This window comes from Nocardia vulneris, from assembly GCF_001613425.1.
GTDB classification, from domain to species: domain Bacteria; phylum Actinomycetota; class Actinomycetes; order Mycobacteriales; family Mycobacteriaceae; genus Nocardia; species Nocardia vulneris.
In genome coordinates, this window is the sequence record NZ_BDCI01000013.1 from 24659 (window position 1) to 44900 (window position 20242).

At 69.5% G+C, this 20242-nt stretch carries 22 protein-coding genes; 10 read left to right on the forward strand and 12 right to left on the reverse strand.

Going from position 1 to position 20242, the window contains the following annotated elements; genetic code table 11:
* Positions 1-23: 23 nt before the first annotated feature.
* From NVU01S_RS15420 to NVU01S_RS15440, 5 genes are all read right to left on the reverse strand, one after another.
* Complete coding sequence (locus NVU01S_RS15420) at positions 24-1238, reverse strand: MFS transporter (RefSeq protein WP_052280829.1); 1215 nt, start codon at positions 1236-1238, stop codon at positions 24-26.
* Between the two features lie 85 nt (positions 1239-1323).
* Positions 1324-2448, reverse strand: a complete 1125-nt coding sequence (locus NVU01S_RS15425; protein WP_052280819.1) for a transcription termination factor Rho, short form — start codon at positions 2446-2448, stop codon at positions 1324-1326.
* Between the two features lie 361 nt (positions 2449-2809).
* Positions 2810-3502 carry a DUF8020 domain-containing protein gene (locus NVU01S_RS15430; protein WP_042253946.1) on the reverse strand — a complete coding sequence of 231 codons (693 nt, stop codon included), beginning with the start codon at positions 3500-3502 and terminating at the stop codon, positions 2810-2812.
* A 225-nt stretch (positions 3503-3727) separates the two neighbouring features.
* Positions 3728-4477: an SDR family oxidoreductase gene (locus tag NVU01S_RS15435; protein WP_043673985.1), complete on the reverse strand. Its 750-nt coding sequence runs from the start codon at positions 4475-4477 to the stop codon at positions 3728-3730.
* A gap of 27 nt (positions 4478-4504) precedes the next feature.
* Positions 4505-5011, reverse strand: coding sequence for an Rv1352/Rv1906c domain-containing protein (locus NVU01S_RS15440; protein ID WP_244467333.1), 507 nt, complete (start codon positions 5009-5011; stop codon positions 4505-4507).
* 126 nt (positions 5012-5137) lie between these two features.
* On the opposite strand from NVU01S_RS15440, the gene NVU01S_RS15445 reads away from it, so the two are divergent.
* Entirely contained in the window at positions 5138-5644 is a 507-nt protein-coding gene (locus NVU01S_RS15445) for a sigma-70 family RNA polymerase sigma factor (protein ID WP_043673982.1), read from the forward strand.
* 27 nt (positions 5645-5671) lie between these two features.
* Here NVU01S_RS15445 and NVU01S_RS15450 read toward each other — a convergent pair whose 3' ends face one another.
* Positions 5672-6277 carry a hypothetical protein gene (locus tag NVU01S_RS15450; RefSeq protein WP_043673979.1) on the reverse strand — a complete coding sequence of 202 codons (606 nt, stop codon included), beginning with the start codon at positions 6275-6277 and terminating at the stop codon, positions 5672-5674.
* A 361-nt stretch (positions 6278-6638) separates the two neighbouring features.
* Between NVU01S_RS15450 and NVU01S_RS45450 the strand changes: the two genes are divergently transcribed.
* The 3 genes from NVU01S_RS45450 (at position 6639) to NVU01S_RS44860 (ending at position 9546) form a co-directional block, all read left to right on the forward strand.
* On the forward strand, positions 6639-8006 hold the full coding sequence (locus tag NVU01S_RS45450; protein WP_043673977.1) for an N-acetylmuramoyl-L-alanine amidase: 1368 nt from the start codon (positions 6639-6641) through the stop codon (positions 8004-8006).
* 77 nt (positions 8007-8083) lie between these two features.
* Complete coding sequence (locus NVU01S_RS15460) at positions 8084-9139, forward strand: CobW family GTP-binding protein (protein WP_043674115.1); 1056 nt, start codon at positions 8084-8086, stop codon at positions 9137-9139.
* A 101-nt stretch (positions 9140-9240) separates the two neighbouring features.
* Positions 9241-9546, forward strand: coding sequence for a hypothetical protein (locus NVU01S_RS44860; protein WP_244467332.1), 306 nt, complete (start codon positions 9241-9243; stop codon positions 9544-9546).
* Here NVU01S_RS44860 and NVU01S_RS15470 read toward each other — a convergent pair.
* The 4 genes from NVU01S_RS15470 to NVU01S_RS15485 all read right to left on the reverse strand — a co-directional run bounded on the left by NVU01S_RS15470 (position 9536) and on the right by NVU01S_RS15485 (position 13392).
* On the reverse strand, positions 9536-10516 hold the full coding sequence (locus NVU01S_RS15470) for an AraC family transcriptional regulator (protein ID WP_043673973.1): 981 nt from the start codon (positions 10514-10516) through the stop codon (positions 9536-9538). The two genes, NVU01S_RS44860 and NVU01S_RS15470, sit on opposite strands and share 11 nt — an antisense overlap.
* 162 nt (positions 10517-10678) lie before the next feature.
* Positions 10679-11116 (reverse strand): molybdenum cofactor biosynthesis protein MoaE, encoded by a 438-nt coding sequence (locus tag NVU01S_RS15475; RefSeq protein ID WP_043673971.1) that lies wholly within the window; start codon positions 11114-11116, stop codon positions 10679-10681.
* Positions 11103-12104 (reverse strand): bifunctional molybdenum cofactor biosynthesis protein MoaC/MoaB, encoded by a 1002-nt coding sequence (gene moaCB / locus NVU01S_RS15480; protein ID WP_043673970.1) that lies wholly within the window; start codon positions 12102-12104, stop codon positions 11103-11105. The genes NVU01S_RS15475 and moaCB overlap by 14 nt, the downstream gene beginning before the upstream one ends.
* A 40-nt stretch (positions 12105-12144) precedes the next feature.
* Positions 12145-13392 carry a molybdopterin molybdotransferase MoeA gene (locus NVU01S_RS15485; RefSeq protein WP_043673969.1) on the reverse strand — a complete coding sequence of 416 codons (1248 nt, stop codon included), beginning with the start codon at positions 13390-13392 and terminating at the stop codon, positions 12145-12147.
* 139 nt (positions 13393-13531) lie between these two features.
* Here NVU01S_RS15485 and moaA point away from each other — a divergent pair, with 139 nt between their 5' ends.
* The 5 genes from moaA (at position 13532) to NVU01S_RS15510 (ending at position 17723) form a co-directional block, all read left to right on the forward strand.
* Positions 13532-14590 (forward strand): GTP 3',8-cyclase MoaA, encoded by a 1059-nt coding sequence (moaA, locus tag NVU01S_RS15490; protein ID WP_043673963.1) that lies wholly within the window; start codon positions 13532-13534, stop codon positions 14588-14590.
* Entirely contained in the window at positions 14583-14825 is a 243-nt protein-coding gene (locus tag NVU01S_RS15495) for a MoaD/ThiS family protein (RefSeq protein WP_014987278.1), read from the forward strand. The genes moaA and NVU01S_RS15495 overlap by 8 nt, the downstream gene beginning before the upstream one ends.
* Positions 14826-14929: 104 nt before the next feature.
* Positions 14930-15643 (forward strand): YciI family protein, encoded by a 714-nt coding sequence (locus NVU01S_RS15500; RefSeq protein WP_043674111.1) that lies wholly within the window; start codon positions 14930-14932, stop codon positions 15641-15643.
* A 116-nt stretch (positions 15644-15759) separates the two neighbouring features.
* Positions 15760-16473, forward strand: a complete 714-nt coding sequence (locus tag NVU01S_RS15505) for a YciI family protein (protein WP_043673958.1) — start codon at positions 15760-15762, stop codon at positions 16471-16473.
* 2 nt (positions 16474-16475) lie between these two features.
* Entirely contained in the window at positions 16476-17723 is a 1248-nt protein-coding gene (locus tag NVU01S_RS15510) for an RNA polymerase sigma factor (RefSeq protein WP_082032145.1), read from the forward strand.
* A gap of 17 nt (positions 17724-17740) precedes the next feature.
* Here NVU01S_RS15510 and nadE read toward each other — a convergent pair whose 3' ends face one another.
* Entirely contained in the window at positions 17741-18568 is an 828-nt protein-coding gene (nadE, locus tag NVU01S_RS15515; protein ID WP_043673955.1) for an NAD(+) synthase, read from the reverse strand.
* Positions 18569-18590: 22 nt separating this feature from the next.
* The gene (locus NVU01S_RS15520; protein ID WP_082032151.1) at positions 18591-19196 is read right to left on the reverse strand and encodes a TetR/AcrR family transcriptional regulator; all 606 of its coding nucleotides are present in this window, start codon (positions 19194-19196) and stop codon (positions 18591-18593) included.
* A 141-nt stretch (positions 19197-19337) separates the two neighbouring features.
* On the opposite strand from NVU01S_RS15520, the gene NVU01S_RS15525 reads away from it, so the two are divergent.
* Positions 19338-19907, forward strand: coding sequence for an NAD(P)H-dependent oxidoreductase (locus NVU01S_RS15525; RefSeq protein ID WP_043673952.1), 570 nt, complete (start codon positions 19338-19340; stop codon positions 19905-19907).
* Positions 19908-20242: the final 335 nt, after the last annotated feature.

Genomic DNA, 20242 nt, shown 5'->3' on the forward strand with positions numbered 1-20242 from the left:
CCCGAGGGGCGGGACCGAGTCGATTACCCCCGGGGTAATGGTGCGGGGTCCGGCCAGGTGTGGCGTCGCCGGGCGTGCGCCGCCACCGGGACGAGCACGAGCGCCGCGGTCAGCCCGCCGAGCAGTAGCAGCGTGCTGGGCGTGGTCCGGTCGAGGACGCCGCCCCCGGCCAGTGCGCCGAAGGCGAACGTCGCCTGGAACGCGGCGGTGAACAGCACGGCGGCGGCCTCCGGCACCGTCGGCGCGGCCTTGCCGAACCAGGCCTGCGAGGACACCGGTACCGCGCCGTAGCCGAGGCCCCAGACGACGAGCAGGCACAGCGCGCCCGGCAGCGATCGGCCGAGCACCGGCAGCAGCAGGGCGGCGAGCGCGATCAGCGCCGCCGCGCAGCCGAAGGTGGCGCGTGGGTACCGGGAGATCGTGGCACCGCCCAGGAAATTGCCGAGAATGCCGGCGACTCCGTAGCTCAGCAGCACCAGCGTGACGAGACCCGGGCCGAGCCGGGGCACCTGCTCGAGAAACGGCGTCACGTAGGTGTAGGTACCGAAGTGGGCGAAGACGACGAGAAATGTGGCCAGCAGCGCGAATCGGATATTGCTGCCGCGCAGCAGGACGCGCAGCACGGCCGCGTCGGTGCCGCGGCGGGCGGGCAGCGGCGGCAGGAACACCACCAGCATGCCGAGCACCAGCGCGGACAGCGCCCCGAGTATTGCGAAAGTGACGCGCCAGCCCGCGATCTCGCCGCACAGCGTGCCTGTGGGCACGCCGAGCACGGAGCCGAGCGGCACCGCGGCGAAGATCACGGCGTTGGCCCGGGGCACGGCGGCGGCGGGCACGAGGCGCTCGGCCAGTCCGGCCGCGATGGACCAGAAGCCGCCGATGGTGACGCCGACGAGCACCCGGGACACCAGCACGAGCGGGTATGCGGACGCCACGGCCATCAGCACGTTCGCCGTGACGAGCAGAAACATGAACAGGCACAGCATGATTCGGCGATCGATCCGGCCGGACGCGACGGTCACCACGGGCGCGGCGACGGCGGCGATCAGTCCGGGTGCGGCCATCATCAGCCCGGCGTTCCCGTCGGAGACGGTGAAGTCGGCACCGATCGAGGTGAGCAGTCCGATCGGCAGGATCTCGGTGGTGACGATCGCGAAGATCGCGAGGGTCACCGCGGCGACGGCGAGCCGTCCGTCTCTTGCGTGCGGCGCGGATGTCGTTGCGGGAGTAGGGAGCATCGTGGACACGTCGCCCAGTTCAGCAGCGGGCGACGCGGGACTCCGGCGGGTTTCGGCCGGGACCGTATCGAGGGCGAAAACCCGCTCAGCCGCGCATGGGAGCGAGGAATTCCGCGTTCGTCTCGGACTTGCGCAGACCCTCGAGCAGCAGGTCGAGTGCCTGCTGTCCGTCCAGCGTGCCGAGCGTGCGGCGCAGCGTGTCGATCGTGGCGCGCTCATCGGGCGCGAGCAGCAATTCGTCGTGGCGAGTACTGGATTGGGCGATATCGACGGCAGGGAAGACGCGCCTGCTCGCGGCGGCGCGATCCAGTTTCAGTTCGGCGTTACCGGTGCCCTTGTACTCCTCGAAGATCACGGTATCGGCCACCGAACCGGTCTCCACCAGGGCGGTGGCGATGATGGTGAGCGAGCCGCCGTGCTCGAAATTGCGGGCCGCGCCGAGGAAGCGCTTGGGCGGGGCGAGGGCGGCGGCCTCGACGCCGCCGGACAGTACCCGGCCCGAGGAGGGGCTGGCCAGGTTGTAGGCACGGGCGAGCCGGGTCAGCGAATCGAGCAGCACGACCACGTCGCGGCCCATTTCGGCCAGGCGTTTGGCGTGCTCGATGGCGAGTTCGGCCACCGCGACGTGCTCCTTGGCCGGCTGGTCGAAGGTGGACGCGGCGACATCGGCGGGCACCGCTCGGCTGAGGTCGGTGACCTCTTCGGGACGCTCGCCGACCAGCACGAGCATGAGTTCGCACTCGGGGTGGTTCTTCGCGATGCCGTGCGCGATGGCTTGCAGCACAGAGGTTTTGCCTGCCTTGGGCGGTGCGACGATGAGCGCGCGCTGACCCTTGCCGATCGGCATGATCAGGTCGGTCACCCGGGTGGTGAGGGCGTGCTGCTCGGTTTCCAGCCGCAGGCGTTCGTCGGGGTGGATGGGTACCAGCTCGGCGAAGACGGGTCGGTCGGTGAGTTTGTCGGGGGACTGACCGTTGACCGTCGCCACCGTCAGCAGCAGCGCGGGTTTGTCGTTCGTGCTCTCGGATTGTGCTGTGCCGGTGAGGAAGTCGCCGCGGCGCAGCTGATGTGTACGGACCAGGCGCTGCGGCACGGTGAGGTCGAGCGGGCTGGGAGCGTATCCGTCGACGCGCAGGGTGGCCCGGGTTCCGACGATGTCGAGGATGCCGGTGACCGAGCGCGTCGACTGCTCAGAAGTGTTGGTGTTCATGGGTTTTCCTTCAGGTGATGGTTCGTGGGTACGGCGAACGGCCGGATCTGCGACGGCGTGCGGACGCGTCGCGAGAGGTGGGATCCTCGGGATACCGGAACGGCGATGAAAGCCGGATTCGGAAAGGGGATCTCGGAATTCCTGTGGGAGGAGCTACCTACGTCCACAAGGAGAAGACCTGGCCGAGAGTACCTGGTCGATCTACACCACGCAAGGGTGGTGCGTCCAGCAGGCAGAACGACCTGCGGCGCACGAATATTCCCGGTGTCGTGCGGTCGCGCCGACCGGCGCACACGACGATGCCCGGTACGGGACGCGAAAAGCGTCCCGTACCGGGCATCGGAAGGAAGGTGCTGCGGGGTTATCCGTAGACGGCGCTGAAGAACTGGATCGCGCTGGCGATGCCGACCGGGACGCCGAGCAGCACCATGCCCGCCGCCGCCCCGAGGGCGATGCCGACGCCCGCGCCGGCCAGGCACAGGCCGATCGGGCCCGCGAAGAACGTCGGCACCACGAGCGGCGCGCCGATGATGGCGCCGGCGACGCAGCCGAGGATGCCGCCGACGATCGTGCCGACCAGGGTGCCGATCGCGGTGGCCAGGCCGAACTGGGTGGCGGCGGTGCTCAGCGCGGTGTTGAAGTCGGCGCCCGCGATGTCCTTGGCCTCGGCCGGCTTCAGCATGGCGGCCGGGCGGGCCGTCGCCGGATCGGTGCTCGGCGTGAATGTGGCGGTGTTGCCGTCGATCTGGGCCGCGATCGGCCATTCCAGGCCGTCTTTCAGATATGTCAGCGGCATTCCGGCAACCAGGTGTCCCTGATTGTCCAGCACCTGGAACTGCGTGCCCTGGGTGGTCAGCGAACCGGCGTCGGTCTTCAGGACGACCGATTTGTCCACCACATTCGCGGTGTAATGGATGCCGGGCAGAATATCGGTCTGCACGGTCGTCCCGGGGGCCGGGGCCGGGTCGACGGGTGCCGCGTAGGCGGTGCCGCTCGTGATGCCGATGGCCGCGATTACCAGAGTGGACGCGGCAGCGAACTTCTTGACCTTCATGTACCTCAAACACTTTCCTCAGCAGGAGCACCTTCGGCCCCTCGGGGGCTCGAGCCGGCGCGGCCCATAAATACGAACCTTCGCACAGGTTCGTCGGGGTTTATTACGCGAACGTAACAAGCACTGCAAAGGAAGCGTCAAATAGCGACCGCATGTGTTAAAGAAATATAAATTCGGACATTCAGCTAACTCTCAGCGTCCGTTTATGTGGCGCACAGCACTTTTTCAGCTGAGGCGCTGGACCAGCGCGCCCGGCAGCCGCGGCAGCATCAGATCGATCAGCCGCCACGGCCAGGCCGGCACGCACGCCCGGCGCTGTTCCTTCTCGATCGCGCCGACCATCGCCGCGACGCCCTGCGCCAGCGGCGCCACCAAGCGCGCGTCACCGGCCTTGGCGGCCATGTCGGTGGCGATGAACCCGGGCAGCAGCGTGGTGACGGCGATCGGCGAGTTCGCCAGTTCGGTGGACAGCGCCTGCCCGAGCGCGGCGAGACCGGCCTTGCTCGCCGAGTACGCGGCCTTCTTGCCGGGCAGCCCGCGAATCGCGCTCATCGAGGACACCAGCACCAGGTGTCCGGCGTGCTGGGCGTGGAAGATCTCCAGCGCCGCCTCGGCCTGGGCCAGTGCGCTGACGAAATTCGTTGTCGCCGTGGCGATATTGGCGTCCGCGCGGCCGGTGCCGAGTACCGCGCCCTTGCCGAGGCCCGCGTTCACGATCACCCGGTCCAGCCCGCCCAGTTCGTCGCGTAACTCGCCGAACACCCGCGGCACCGCCGGATGGTCGTCGACGTCGAGCGCGCGGACGGCGACCGTGACGCCGGGGTGTGCGGCGCGCAGCTCGTCACGCAGCGCGGTCAACGCATCGAGGCGACGGGCACACAGCGCGAGATCGCGGCCCTTGCTCGCGAAATCGCGGGCCATCGCCGCGCCGAGCCCGGCGCTGGCGCCGGTGATCAGAATCTTCGTCCGCGTCATGACCCGACGATAACGGTGGACGGGCGCTCAGCCGCCGAAGGAGCCCGAGCGGGGCGGCGCGGGCACCAGCCGCCACGGCCCGCAGTTCTTCGTCTTGAATGCCACATCGGTGGGCTTGATCTCCGCGAGTACCCGGCCACCCCGGGTGTAGTCGTTGCCGATGATGTTGCGCATGTCGGTGTTGTCGCCCTCGACCTTGAACAGCCTGCGCCAATCGCACGGGTGGTCGCGGTCTGGCGCGCCCGGCGCCTCCCACCAGCCCGGGAAAATATCGACACCCACCAGGTAGAGGCCGTCCTCGGGCATCGTGTTCGCGGGTTCCGCGGTGGCCGTCGCGGAACCGAGCAGGGTCAGCGCGGACGTCATGGCACCCGCGACAAGAAGCGTGCCTGCACGCATGGTGATGTTCTCCTCGAATCGTGCTCCGACTGCCACGCAGCGGTTGACCTGGGAGATCGGCGAATCTCCGGGGCCAAGATCTACCAGAGGACGCCGCCGGATGTGGCGCATTTCGCTTTTCTTGTCGCGATGCATGACCGGTCTGCCCGCGCTGTTGTCATCGGTCCGGTCCGCCGCGATATCTCAGGTATGACGTGTGCTCGGCTCGAGTCCGGCCGGACAGCTCGGCGGCCGGCCCCCTGCGATGCCGCTTGCGCGGGGTTGTGTACCGACGCGGGACTTGCGGCGGTACTGGCGAGCGACCGGGCCCTGCTGCATTGGCGCGCGGTGCGGATGCTGGGCGACAGCGGCCTGGCCGAACAGGCGGTGCAGGAGTCGCTGCTGCGGGCATGGCGTTCGTGCGCGTACTTCGACGAAACCAAGGGCACCGTGCGCACCTGGCTGTTGACCATCCTGCGCAACGTCGTCATCGACATGGCCCGCTCGCGCGCCGCCCGTCCCGGCGACACCGGGTGGGACGAGATCGGCGAGCTGAGCGATGTCCGCTACGCCCACCCCGACTTCTCGGAGGGCCTGGTCGACGGGCTGCTCGTCGCCGAGTTGCTCTCCCGGCTCCCCGCGTCGCAGCGCGAAGCGGTGGTCGAGGTGATCCTGCGCGACCGCGCCTACCAAGAAGTGGCCGACGATATCGGCGTCCCCGTGGGCACCGTGAAAACCCGCGTCCACTACGCCCTGCGCTCGCTGCGCAGGCTGCCTCGCGGCGCCTGAGCCGTCGAGAAGGCTGCACCACCCGCCCTATCGGCCGCGTCGGGTGACGAAGTCGAACTCGAGGTATTGCGCTGCGGCGGAAGGGATATGGGTGAGGGTCAGGTCGGCGAGGTTGCCCTGGTCGGTCTGCACGCAGAGGTGGCTGCCGGTCGTCAGGTGGTAGACGTCGTCCAGCGTTTGCGTCCAGCTGACCGTCGGGATCGCGGCGCAGCGGTCGGTGCCGGTACGGGTTCGATCCTGCGGTACCGCGAAGCGCGCGTTGCCGTCGGTCATGGCGTTGAGGGAGTCGGCGGTTTTGGAGGGGCTCATGTCGACGCCGGGCACGTTCTGATCCCGCACCTGCCCGGTGTCCAGGTCGATGCCTTCGACGTTGATCAGTTTGGCGTGCCCTTGTGCGAGCGGGGGTTCGATCGTGGTCGTCGGCGCCGCGGTGGTCGCGGACGGTGACGGCGTCGAGGGCGACGGGGGGACGGTCGGCTCGGCGGAATCGGGCCCGGAACACTGCGCGATGCCGAAGATCACCGCGGCCACCGCGCCGACCACGCCGGCCGCACTGCCGACCACGGTCCAGAAGTGGGTCGATCCGTACCTGCTGCCGCTGCGCGCGGGCGGTGCGGGTTCGTGCTCTGCCATCTGCTTGCCCCCTGGTGCCGGAAAATGACGGAATCGGGCACAGGCGGAAACGCAACCCGCGCCGCAGAAGCGGTACCGCGCGATCGGCTGAACACCAAAAACCTTACACAGCAACGGCTCTCTCGATGGCGGATTCGCCGGCGACGTTCCCGGGTGGTCGAGCCGCGGTGGTGGTTCCGGCTGAACGGTTGCTGAACTCGCTCCTGTCGGGCAGCTGACCAACTATGAACACACGTCTTCGGCGGTAACGGTTCAGTAACTGGTGTTGCTATCCTGATGCTTGCGTTGCCAGAGTGAACCACTGGGTTTGGTGTTACTAATGGGAAGGGAGAGGTGCCCGGTCCCGGGGTACCGACCGAACATGAAGCAGCCAAGCATCATCAAGGCCGGAGTAGCTTCCGCCGTCACGGCCGCGGTCACGGTGACGCTGTCCGGGCTCGTCCCGGGTACCGCGAGCGCCGGCCCCGCCTTCCCCGAGATGGCGAAGAAGCTGACGGGCAAAACGGTGTTCCTCGACCCGGGTCATCAGGGGCCCGGGCACGGCGAGAACGTGGCCAAGCAGGTCAGCGATGGTCGCGGCGGGATGAAGGACTGCCAGACCACCGGGATGACCACGGTGCACGGCGTCCCCGAACACACCATCAACTGGAACGTCGCGCAGCTGGTGCAGACCTCGTTGGAGAGTCTGGGCGCGCGCGTGGTGCTGAGCAGGCAGGACGACCAGGGCTGGGGCGGCTGTATAGACGATCGGGCCGCCGCCGCGAACAAGTCGGGCGCCGACGTCGCGGTGAGCATCCACGCCGACAGCGCGCCCGCCGATCAGCGCGGCTTCCATCTGATCGTGCCCGAACTCCCCATTCCCGACGCGATGATCGACAAGGTCCAGTCGGGTGCGGGGCTGGCGGCGTCCAAGGCGATGCGCGACGCGTACCTGCAGTCGGGCTTCGTTCCCGCGCCGTACGCCAGTGCCGATGGTCTGATGTCGCGCAGGGATATCGCCGGTCCCGCGCTCACCAAGATCCCCGATGTGTTCATCGAGATGGGCAACGGTGCCAACCTCGACGACGCGGCGCAGCTGGAGACCCAAGAGGGGCAGCTCAAACACGCGATCACCATCACCACCGGATTGGTCAGCTACTTGCTCGGCCCGCCGGGAACCACGCCCGCGTCGGCGGGGGTGGCGGACAACGCGCCCGCGCCGCAGCCGGAACCGTCCCCGGTGCCCGCCGTTGCCCCCGCGCCGGCGAATTCGCCGCTGCAGCCGCATCCGGCGTCGATCGATCCGCCGGGCGGACAGGCCGCGCCGCAGACGCTGACCCCGCTGCCCGGCCAGGCCGCGCCGCAAGCGCAGACCGTGCCGCAGGCCCAGTCGGTGCCGAACGCACAGTCCGCCCCGAACGCACAGTCCGCCCCGAACGCTTCGGCCCCGAACGCTTCGGCCCCGAACGTGCAGACCGCGCCGCAGGGCCAGGCCTCGCCGTTCACGCCGCCCGCGCCCGGCACCCAGCAGTCCGCACCGGGCACCCAGCAGAGCCCGAGCCTGCCGGGCACCAGCCCGTCCACGGATACCCCGAGCGATATGGCGGCCGTCCGCGAAATCATGGACATGGTGCTCGAACTGGTGATGCCGCTGGCCAAGGCGCTGGGCGTGGACAACAACATGGTCACCGCGGAGCTGATCAACCTCGCCTACGCACTCGCGGCCAAGTTCCTGGCACCGGCCAAGTAGCGCGGCTCCCGCAGGATCGAACGGCACCCTCGACGAGGGTGCCGTTCGGCGCTTCGGCGGTGCTCGCGCCGCGCAGTATGGTGGTCGGCGTGGCTGACCGGATACCTGTTGTGATCGTCGCGGGGTTTCTCGGCTCCGGGAAGACGACGCTGCTCAACCACCTGCTGCGCAACAGCCGCGGCACCCGGATCGGGGTGGTGGTCAACGACTTCGGCGCGATCAACATCGACTCGATGCTGGTGGCCGGCCAGGTCGACGCGATGGTCTCGCTCGGCAACGGCTGTGTCTGCTGCGCCGTCGACGTCAGCGAACTGGACGAGATGTTCACCCGGCTGGCGCAGCCGCGCGCCAAGATCGACGTGATCGTGGTGGAGGCCAGCGGCCTGGCCGAGCCGCGCAACCTCATCCGCATGGTGGTGGGCAGCGACAACCCGCGCATCCGCTACGGCGGTCTGGTCGAGGTGGTCGACGCCGAGCAGTTCCCGGCGAGCAGCGCGCGCCATCCGGAGCTGACCACGCACCTGCGGCTGGCCGACCTGGTGGTGGTGAACAAGGCCGATCGGGTGCCCGCGACCGATCTGGCCGCACTGCGGCAGGATATTTCGGCTGTGGTCGGGCAGGTTCCGGTGTACGCCACCACGCACGGCCGGCTCGAGGCGGGCCTGCTGTTCGACGAACCGCTGCGGGAAACACCGCGCGTCGCCGAGCAATTGAGCTTCGACGCACTGCTGCACGAGCACGAGCACGAGCACGAACCCGGCCACGCGGCGCACCGCCACCTGCACGACGACTACGTCAGCGTCTCCTTCACCAGCGAGCGGGAATTGGACCCGCGCCGGTTGATCGAGTTCCTGGAGGATCCGCCGCCCGGCCTGTTCCGGGCGAAGGGCTTCGCCACGTTCGCCGTCGCCGAGGAGCGCCGCAAGTTCGGCATGCATCTGGTCGGGCGGCACCTGGTGTTCGAGCCGCAGCACTGGGCGCGCGGCGAGCAGCGCGTCACCCAGCTGGTGCTGATCGGCGCGGGTATGGACGTCGAACTGGTCCGCAAGCGGCTCGACGACACCGTGCACACCGCCGCGGACTGGCTCGATCCGCAGTCGCTGCTCGGCGTCTGGCGCTACACACCGCACTGATCCCACGATTTGGCATCGATTCCGCGAAAGTTGGCGCGTTCGGTCCGAAACTGGCGCGTTCGGTTGTGGCGGCGGCGCGCGGCGGACACAAGACTGTCCTGGTGCCCGCCGCGTCGGCACGTGCGCAATGGAGCGAGCATGCCGCGCGACGTGTCGGGGTCGGCGCACCGATTGACGATCGAGCAGATTCGTTTGGCGACCGATGGGAGTTTTCCGTGTTGGATTCGCAGGAGAGCGCCACCGCGTATGTGATCGAAGTGCTGGAGGCCAAAGGGACTGCCACGCGCTACGACTTCGACGTGCCCAGCATTGTGGCCGAGTCGCACGCCGTCGCCAACGGCTGGGATTTCCGTGGTATCGAGGACGCCACGTTCTGGGGGATCGTGGCGCGTTTCCTCAAGCCGTGATCGACCACCGGCGCGCGGCGCGTCGCATCGAGCCCGCGTCCGAGTAACCGAGGAGTTCGGCTTGGCGCGCTCGGCTCAGCTTGCCCGTGGCGGTCGCCGCGTCGAGCCGGGCGGTGCGGGCGCGGTCCAACTCCTGCCGCCACGTCGTGCCCGCCTCCATCAGGCGGCGTTGCAGCGTCCGTGGACTGGTCGCCAGGCTGCGGGACACCCGATCCAGGGACACGTCACCGGACTCCAGAGCATCGGCCAAGGCAGCCGCGACCCGTTCGGGCCAGGCGCCGGCCAGGGGCGGCGGGGGTGGCAGCGCCTCGGCGAGTGGTTGCAGGATCGCGGCGAGCACCGGGTCGCTCGTGGTGAGCGGCAGGTCCATGTCGGCCGCGCGGAAGACCATCGCGTCCACCGGCGCGTCGAACTCGATGGCCGTGGTGCCGAACACCTCGATGAACGTGCGCACCTGCGCGGGCGCCGATTGGCGCAGCGAAACCCGCAGCGGCACAAGGGGTGCACGGACCACCCGGCGGGCGCGGCTGAGCACGGCGGTCAAGCCCCACAGCTGGGTGAGGTCGCGGCCGCGGCCCTCGCCCCGGATCATGTCGAGATACAGGGTGACTTCCTCGTCGTTCTCCGCGACCAGGTCGAAGCGATGATTGGTGGTCACCGCGGTGACGTACGGCCCGCAGGTGGCCAGGCCCGCGCCGAGGGTCGGCGCGGTGGAGAACAGATAGTCGTAGAGGCCGAGCGTGGGCAGCTGGTAGCGCCGGGCCACGTGCAACGCGACATCCGGGTCACCCAGTCCGTGCTCGCCGAGTTCCCACAACCGGGAAAAGGTGTGGCTGGGCAGGTGCACGTCGTCACCGGCCATCGTCCACTCCGGTAGTCCGGTCTCCCTGATCAGCCGGTCTCGATCGAGCCCGGCCGCGGTGAGTTGAGAGATGACGAAGCGGTGCAGCAGAACCTGGTCGGTGCCCATCGCGTCCTCCCGTGTCTCGCGGGGGTCCCCGCCACCCCGGTGCTGTGCTGAACGGCTGCGCTACGCAGGTCCGGCAGGCCGAGCTCGCCGTCGATGAACTGCGCGCGCGAAAACGCTAACTCCGGTGTGTTGATTCGTCATAGGATTCATGTCACGGGCTTGTTACGCCCCACAGGCGTTGACCCATTCGGACAATCCGTCGGCGAACAGCTGCCGCTTCCAGATCGGCACCTCGTGTTTGATCCGGTCCACCAATTCGGCGCACGCGGTGAACGCTTCCGCTCGGTGCGCCGCGGCGACAGCCACGACGATCGCGTCGTCGCCGATCGTCAACTCGCCCACCCGGTGCACGGCCGCGACCGGCAACTCCGACGAGGCGGCCAGTTCGGCGCAGACCTTGTGCAGGAAGCGCTCGGCCTCCGGGTGCGCCGAGTACTCCAGCGCGGCGACCGCCTGGCCGCCGTCGTGATTGCGCACCTTTCCGGTGAATACCACGACCGCGCCGTAGTGCGGCCCGGTCACCGCGGCCGCCACCTCGGCGGCGTCGAGCGGCTGAGCGCTGATCCGCGCGAGCCGGACGGTGGGTTCAGTTGTCGTCATGGTTGCCGCCTCCGGCTACTTGCGCGAGCAGATGATCGAGCAGTGGTTCGAGCACCGCGATACCGTCCTTGACGCCGCCGGGGGAGCCCGGCAGGTTCACCAGCACCGATCGGCCGGACAACCCGGCCACGCCGCGGCTGAGCGCCGCGAGCGGAAACTTCGCGGTGCCCCGCTGGCGGATCGCCTCGGCGACACCGGGCAGTTCCCGGTCGAGCAGGGCGAGGGTGGCCTCGGGGGTCGCGTCGGTGGGCGAGGCGCCGGTGCCGCCGGTGCTGACCACCAGTGCCGGCTGGAACCGCAGCGCGTCGGCCAGGCCGACGGCGATGTCCGCGTCGGCGTACACCAGCGGCCCGCGCACCGAAAAGCCGAGACCCGCAAGCCATTCCGTGAGCACGGGACCGGTCGTGTCGACCCGGGTGCCCGCGGCGGCGCCGGTCGAGGCGACCACGACCACCGCCGAGCGCGACTCGAAATCGGTTTCTACGTCCGTGGTTTCGGGCTCGGACGCGGGTGTCGCCGCCGACCGTTCCCAATGACCGTGCTTGCCACCGTCTTTGGTGAGCAAACGGACGTCGTTCAGCGTCGCCGCCGGATCGACCGCCTTCACCATGTCGTGCAGCGTCAGTCCCGCGACGGCCACCGCGGTGAGCGCCTCCATCTCGACACCGGTGGGCCCCTTGGTCTTCGCGGTCGCCTCGATGGTGATCGCGGTATCGGTGAAACCGAACTCGACCTTGACCGAGGACAACGCCAGCTGATGGCACAGCGGGATCAGCTCCGAGGTCTTCTTCGCCCCGGCGATGCCCGCGATCCGCGCGGTGGACAGCACATCGGCCTTGGGCAGGTCGTCGGCGCGTACCAGCGCGATCACCTCAGCGGTGGTCCGGAGCTCGCCCGCCGCGAGCGCGACCCGGGTGGTGTCGGCCTTCGCGCTCACATCCACCATGCGGGCCCGGCCCTCGCCGTCCACATGGGACAACTCACTCATCGCACACTCCTCGGGTAACTCCGCTGTGCGACAAGGCGTGTCACAGCGTCCACACTCGTACCACGGCGCCCGCGGGCAGCGTGGTGACCTCGGCGGGCACGTCGATCAGGACGTCGGCCCACGCCATGCTCGCGACCAGGTGCGAGCCGGGACCGGACACCACCTCGACCGCCCGCGGAAGCTGTTGCGGCGCAGGCAGATCGCCGGATTCCGGATGAATCAGCTTGCCGCGCAGGAATTGCCGCTTACCCTGCGGCGAGCGGGCGACCGCGTTGTGCAGCGGCAGGTCGTAGCTCGGCACCGGAGCCAGTCCGGCGAGCCGGCGCAGGATCGGCCGGGCGAACACCTCGAACGACACCATGGTGCTGACCGGGTTGCCCGGGAAGCTCAGCACCGGAACCCCGTCGACCACGGTGCGTCCCTGCGGTCCGCCGGGCTGCACCGCCACCGGCCCGAACTGCCCGCCGAGCGGCTCGAGCACGTCCTTGACCACCTCGAAGTCGCCCTTGGACACCCCGCCGGAGGTGAAGACGACATCGGCGGAACCGGTCGCGGCGGCGAGCAGCTTGCGGAACTGCGCGGGATCGTCGGTGCTGTGCTCGACCGAGACGACGGTGACGCCGTTCGCGGTGAGCGCGGCCGCCAGCGCGATCCCGTTGGAGTTGTAGATCTGCCCGGGGCGCAGCTCGGTGCCCGCCGGGACCAGCTCGTCACCGGTGGTGATGATCGCGGCGAGCACCGGGCGCAACACCGCGACGGCGGGCAACCCGACCGCGGCGAGCGCGGCGATGTGCCGGGGCGCGAGGGTGGTGCCCGCGCGGGCGAGCAGCTCGCCCGCGCGCACGTCGGTACCCGGCTCGCGGACGAATTCGCCTGCGCTGCGGCCGCGTTCGATTGTCACCGTGCTGTCGTCCGATCGCGCGTCCTCGACCGGGACCACACAGTCCGCGCCCGGCGGGATCGGCGCGCCGGTCATCACCTTCATCGCCGCACCCGGCGGCAGCGGCGTCTGCTCCGCGTTGCCCGCCGCGACCACGCCGGCCAGCGGCAGCGTCACGGGGGCGACCGCGACGGACGCGGCGCGCACCGCGTAGCCGTCCATCGCCGAATTGCGGAACACCGGCAGGTCGACGGGCGCGCGGACATCGTCGGCCAGCTGCCTGCCCAACGCGTGCGGCACCGCGACGTCCTCGACCGCCCGCGCGGCCAACGGCCGCAACAGCTGTTCGATGCTGTCGCGGTACTCGTCGACCGGCCGGGCCGAGATACTGGCGGGCCTTGGATTCATGCGAGCCAGCGTAATCGGTGCCGATCGGTACCGGCCGCCTGTCCCGCTTGTACGAAGCTCAGAAAAATGTGCGGTGCTCGGCGGCGGTTTCCGTACCTTCGGCGGCTGAGCACCGCGGGCCGGAGGTCATAATGGACACGTGACTCTGGTCGAGATGGGGATACCTGCCGTGCGGTCCGGGCGTCCCTCGCTCGACGGACGCCCCGACACGCCCTTCCTGCTGGACCGCTTCGGGCGGGTGGCGCGCGATCTGCGCGTGTCCATCACCGAGAAGTGCTCGCTGCGCTGTACCTACTGCATGCCCGAGGAGGGCCTGCCCGCGATCCCGGCGGACGAGCTGCTGACCGTCGATGAGATCGTCCGGTTGGTGCGGCTCGCGGTGCGCGAACTCGGCGTGCGGGAGGTCCGGTTCACCGGCGGTGAGCCGCTGATGCGCCGGGACCTGGAGCGGATCATCGCCGGCTGCCACGAACAGGTGCCGGATGTACCGCTGGCGATGACGACCAACGGCGTCGGGCTCGAGCACCGCGCGCACGCGTTGGCCGCCGCGGGGCTGCACCGGGTGAACGTCTCGCTGGACACCGTGGATCGGGCGGGCTTCGCCAAGCTGACCCGCCGCGATCGGCTCGGCTCCGCGCTGGCGGGGATCCGCGCCGCCCGCGACGCCGGGCTCGCGCCGGTGAAGATCAACGCCGTGCTGATGCGCGAAACGCTCTCCGGCGCAGCGGATCTGCTGCAGTGGTGCCTCGATGAGCAGTGTGCGCTGCGGTTCATCGAGGAGATGCCGCTGGACGCCGACCACGAATGGGCGCGCGCGAATATGGTCACCGCGGCCGAATTGCTCGACGTGCTCGGCACGCGGTTTGCCCTGACCCCCGCCGGTCGCGACGATCCGGCCGCGCCCGCCGAGACCTGGCTGGTGGACGGCGGTCCCGCGACCGTCGGCATCATCGCCTCGGTCACCCGCAAGTTCTGTGACACCTGCGACCGCACCCGGCTCACCGCCGACGGCATGCTGCGCTCCTGCCTGTTCAGCGATCAGGAATACGATCTGCGCCAGGTGCTGCGCTCGGGGGCCGGCGACGACGAACTGGCCACGCTGTGGCGCGGTGCGATGTGGAACAAATGGGCGGGTCACGGTATCGACGCCGAGGGCTTCGTCCCGCCCGAACGCACGATGGGAGCCATCGGTGGTTGAGATCCGCTATTTCGCCGCGATCGCGGACGCCGTCGGCAAGGACCGGGAGCACCTCGACTTCCCGGTCGGCGCGACCGTCGGCGACCTGCGTTCCACCCTCTCCGCGTCGTACGGCCCCGACCTGGACAAGATGCTGTCGGTCTGTGCCTATCTGGTCGGTGACGAGCTCACCCGCGATCCCGCCGCCGCCCTGACCCAGCGGGTGGATGTGCTGCCGCCCTTCGCGGGCGGCTAGGACCTGTTTCAGGACCCAGCGCGGTGATGTAGAGACCCGGTGGCGGTGTTCGTCGCTTGAATAGAGGGGCAGCAGGCCCTTCGATTCGAGGAAGGATGGCGATCATGCAGTACTTGGCGACATTGGTGGGACCCGCGGACGCGCCCTATGCCGAGCCGGGCACTCCGGAATTCGACGCGGAGGTCGCGCGCTATGCCGCCTTCGAAGCCGCGGCGGGCGCGGCGATCGCGGGTGGCGTCGCGCTGTTCCCGGCGGAGACCGCCGTCGAACTCCGGCACACCGGTGGCAGGCTGATCACGACCAACGGCCCGTTCCCCGAGCAGACCGAGGTGGTCGGCGGGTTCCTCGTGTTCGACTGCGCGGACCTCGACGACGCCATCGAACTGGCCCGGCAGGCGCCCGCGGCCGAGGACGGCGCGGTCGAACTGCGTCCGCTGGTCCAGTGGGCGCCGCACGACGATCCCGGCCCGGACTGGTGGCTCGCGCTGCTCTGGGAGACACCGGCCGCGGTGATCGCGCCGGGCACCCCCGAATGGGATCCCGCGGTGGCCGAGCATGAGCGGTTCGGTGCGAAGTTCGGCGGATCTCTGCGCGGCGGTGGCGCGGTGCAGCCACCGACGACCGCGACCACGGTGCGGGTCCGTGAGGGTCAGCTGTCCCTCACCGACGGCCCGTTCGCCGAATCGGCCGACGTGATCGACGGTCTGTATCTCTTCGCGGCCCCGGACCAGGCTGCCGCGACCGAGATCGCGAGCCAGATCCCCTGCGGGGAGAAAGGGCACGTGGAACTGCGCCGCGTCGTCGAACTCGACGACTGAGCCGGGGACCTGCGAGTAGAAATAGTTTCGGGCCGGGTGTAGAGAAATCCGCGCGGCGTTCGTCGTCTGGGTAGGGAAGGGTATCGAGCCCCTCCGTTCGAGGAAGGTTGGCGACCATGCACTACTTGGCCACGATTGTCGGCGGCGAATCCGGGCCGAGCGCCGCGCCGGGTACACCGGAGTTCGACGCGGGCGTCGCAAAGTACGCGGCGTTCCAGGAGCAGGCGGCCGCGGCGATCGCGGGCGGCGCGGCGCTCTACCCGTCCGCCACGGCCGTCAACATCCGCGGTGGCGCCGGCGAAACACTGATCACCGATGGCCCGTTCACCGAACAGAACGAGGTGGTCACCGGTTTCTACGTGTTCGACTGCGCGAACCCGGACGAGGCGGTCCAGCTCGCCAGGAAGATCCCGGCGGCCGCGCGGGGCTCGATCGAGGTGCGGCCGATGCAGATGTGGCTGCCGCATTCGACGCCCGGGGCCGACTGGTGGCTGGCGCTGCTGTGGTCGCCGCAGGGCGATTTCGTCGCGCCCGATACGCCGGAGTGGGACACGATGGCCGCCGCGCATCAGCGGTTCGCCGAGCAGGCGGGCGCGGTGATCCAGGGCGGCGGTGCGTTGCGGCCGCCGACCGAGGCGACCATCGTGCGGGAACGAGACGGTGCGCTGTTGCTCACCGATGGTCCGTTCACCGAGGGTGCCGAGGTGGTCGACGGGCTCTATGTGTTCACCGCGGCGAGTCCGGCGCAGGCCGGCGAGATCGGGGCGCGGATTCCGCGCGGCGAGAAGGGGCGCACCGAGCTGCGCCGGATCGTCGACGTGGGCTTCTGATCGTGCGCGAGGGCCAGGGCACGGCGATCGACGGCATCTACCGGGCCGAATTCGGCCGGGCCCTGGCCACGATCGCCCGGCTGGTCGGCGATATCGGACTGGCCGAGGACGCGGTGCACGAGGCGTTCGCCGACGCGCTGCGCAGTTGGCCGCAGCGCGGGGTGCCGGCCAATCCGGGCGCCTGGATCACCACCGCGGCGCGCAATCGCGCCCTGGATCGGTTGCGGCGCGAGTCGGCCCGCGACGCCAAAGAACAGGACGCCGTCCTGCTGACCGTGCCGAACGAGGAGCCCGACGTGACGCCGGTACCGGACGACCAACTCCGCATGATCTTCACCTGCTGTCATCCCGCGCTGTCGCAGGAATCGCAGGTCGCCTTGACGTTGCGGCTGGTGTGCGGGTTGCGCACGGTCGAGATCGCCCGGGCCTTCCTGCAGCCGGAACACACTGTGGCGCAACGGCTCACCCGGGCGAAGGCGAAGATCCGCGCGGCCGGTATTCCGTTGCGGGTGCCGCCGGTGCACCTGCTGCCCGAGCGGGTGCCCGCCGTGCTGGCATGCGTCTATCTGGTGTTCACCGAGGGGTACGCCGCGACCGCGGGACCGGCCGCCATCCGAGACGAGTTGTGCGACGAGGCGATCCGGCTCGGACGGCTGCTGTGCGGGTTGCTGCCGGGGGAGCCGGAGGCCGGGGCGCTGCTCGCCCTGATGCTGCTGAACGACAGTCGCCGAACCCAAAGGCGCGGCGCCGAAGGCGATCTGGTGCCGCTGGAGGACCAGGACCGGGCCGGCTGGAATCGGGCCGCGATCGAAGCGGGACTGCGCTGCCTGATCTCGGCCGCCGCGGCGGGCAACGGCCCCTACCTGATCCAGGCCCGGATCGCCGCCGCGCACGCCACCGCGCCGAGCTTCGCGGAAACCAATTGGGCCGCAGTGGTTTCTGCCTACGACGAACTACTCGCGTACTCCGCGTCGCCGGTGATCCGGGTGAACCGGGCGATCGCCGTCGCCTTCCTGCACGGCTTCGACGCGGGCCTGGCCGCGCTGGACGAGGTGGCCGATCATCCCCGCCTCGGTACCTCGCACCTGGTGCCCGCCACCCGCGCCGACCTGCTCCGCCGCGCCGCCCGCTATCCGGAGGCGGCCGACAACTATCGGGCGGCGCTGGCGCGGACACCGAACGATCAGGTCCGCCGCTTCCTCACCCGCCGCCTGGACGAGGTGGCCGCCCGCATCCGCGCCGACGTGTAGCCGGTTGCGGCAGAACGCTATTCGCGCCACCAGGTGTCGAGCGGGGTCACCGGGACCGCGCGCTTGTGCCGGGTGGTGCGGAAGAGGGATTCGATCCGCTCGGACACCTCGGTGGTGACGTCCTTGCCCTCGAGATAGTCGTCGATCTCGCGATAGGTGAGGCCGAGCGCCTCCTCGTCGGGCAGGGCGGGCCGGTCGTCCTCCAGATCCGCGGTCGGCACCTTGGACCAGACGCTCGCTGGGGCGCCGAGCTCTTGCAGCAGTGCCGCGCCCTGCCGCTTGGTCAGGCCGGTGAGCGGGGTCAGGTCCACGCCGCCGTCGCCGTACTTGGTGAAGAAGCCGGTCACCGCCTCTGCCGCGTGGTCGGTGCCCACCACCAGCAGGTTCTCCTGCCCCGCCAGGGCGTACTGGATCACCATCCGTTCGCGCGCCTTGATGTTGCCGCGCACGAAGTCGCGCAGCTTATCGATCTTCAACGCGGAGGCCACCTCGCCCGCGGCCGCGTTCGCGCTGGGGCGTACGTTCACCGATACCGACTTGTCCGGCTGGATGAAACGCAGCGCCGTGCGCGCGTCGGCTTCATCGGCTTGGACGCCGTAGGGCAGCCGCACCGCCAGGAAGGTGGCGTCCGCGCCGTCGGCCCGCAGTTCCTCGGCGGCCAGCTGACACAGCCGCCCGGCCAGCGAGCTGTCCTGACCGCCGCTGATGCCGAGCACGAAACCCTTTGCGGGAGTGGCGTTCAGATAGTCCTTCAGGAAATCGACCCGGCGCCGCACCTCGGCTTTCGGTTCGATACTCGGCTGGACGCCCAATTCCGCAATGATCTGTTCGCGCAGGTTCTGCATGCCAGCCCACTCTACTGACTGTTCATCCCGAAACAACGCGGCGAACCAGGGCTTCCCAGTTGTCCCCGATCTGTTCGCGGCTGTACCCCTGGGTGTGCATCTGGTGCATGACCAGGGCCGAGCCGAGTGCCGCGACCAGGCTGTCGGCGAGCAGCGGAATCTCGCCGGGCAAGCCCGCCTCCCGCAGCAGCATCGCCACGTGCGCCTTGAGCAGCAGATAGGGCGCGCCGGAGAAGCGCTCGCCGGCCTCACCGACCTCGGCGGCGCGATACAGCTCGCCTTCCACGTCGATATCGAGCAGCCGGGCCCGGCCGAATGCCACGAGCCGGTCGACCGGCGGCGCGCCGGGGCCCAGCGGGGGCGGGCCGAACATGAACGCGTGCTGGAACTTTCGCTCCGAATGGTCGAGCAAGGCCAGCAGCAGCCCGGATCGATTGCCGAACCGGCGGAAGACGGTGCCCTTGCCGACGCCGGCCCGTTTGGCGAGCGCGTCCATGGTGAGACTGTCCACGTCGTGTTCGCGGACCAGCTGCTGCGCGGCATCGAGCAGCAGTTGCCGATTGCGCGCGGCGTCGGCGCGCTCGGTGGGTTCGGCCGTGCCGGGCAGCGGCGCGCCGATGCCGAGCAGCGGTCGGCCCTCGGGCGTCGGGATATCCGAAGTGGGGTAGCTCACAGCACTCACGCAGTCTCCGCGGGAAGTAATCGGACCGTGGTCCGGTTAGTGTCAGGTGAAAGTTCGGACACCACACTCAGTACACCAGGAGTCGTCATGGGACAGACCCGCATCCTCGCTCTCGTCGGTAGCCTCCGTGCCGCGTCGATCAATCGACGACTGGCCGAGACCGCTGCCCTCACCGCCCCCGAGGGCGTAGAGGTCACGCTGTATGAGGGTCTCGCCGATATTCCTTTCTACAACGAAGACCTCGATATCGAGGGAGCCGTGCCCGCCCAGGCGCAGGCTCTGCGCGACGCGGTCGCCGCGGCCGACGGCCTGCTGATCGTGACGCCCGAATACAACGGCACGCTGCCCGGCGTGTTGAAGAACGCCATCGACTGGGCCTCGCGCCCGTACGGCGCGGGCTCGCTCCAGGGTAAGCCGACCGCCGTGATCAGCGCCTCGATCAGCCCGCGCGCCGCGCAGTGGGCGCATGGCGACACGGTGAAGTCGCTCGGGGTGGCCGGTGCCGACGTGGTGGAGGCCGCGCATCTGCGCTTCGCCACGATCGGCGAGCGGTTCGGCGCGACACACCCGCGCGAAGACGCGGAAGCGCTGACCGCGCTCGCCGCCTCGGTGCACGAGTTGGTGGAGGCGGCGCGCGGTGAATTCGTCACCGTGTAAGCTTCCCGTCCGGTCTCGAAGAGGGCCATCTCTCCCGGTAGAGGTGGCCCTCTTCGCTTGTCCCGAGAGTTTGCTGGATATCAGCTACGGTACGAAATTGTGATCTGCACCACGGCCGTGTCGGGTTGCGAATCGAGTGTCCAGGTACTTACCGCCTTCGAATTTCATCCTTGTGACTCGCAACATGTCGTGTTGGATGAATCTGTCGGCCACTAGGTGTAGTGTCTTCGGTACTGGAAGACGGCATGACATCCCGCCCTGCGTACCTCGGCCCGAAGGGGCTGAGCAGGAGGTTCGAGGCCAGATCCAGGAGTTTGCGCAGCAACTCGGATCGT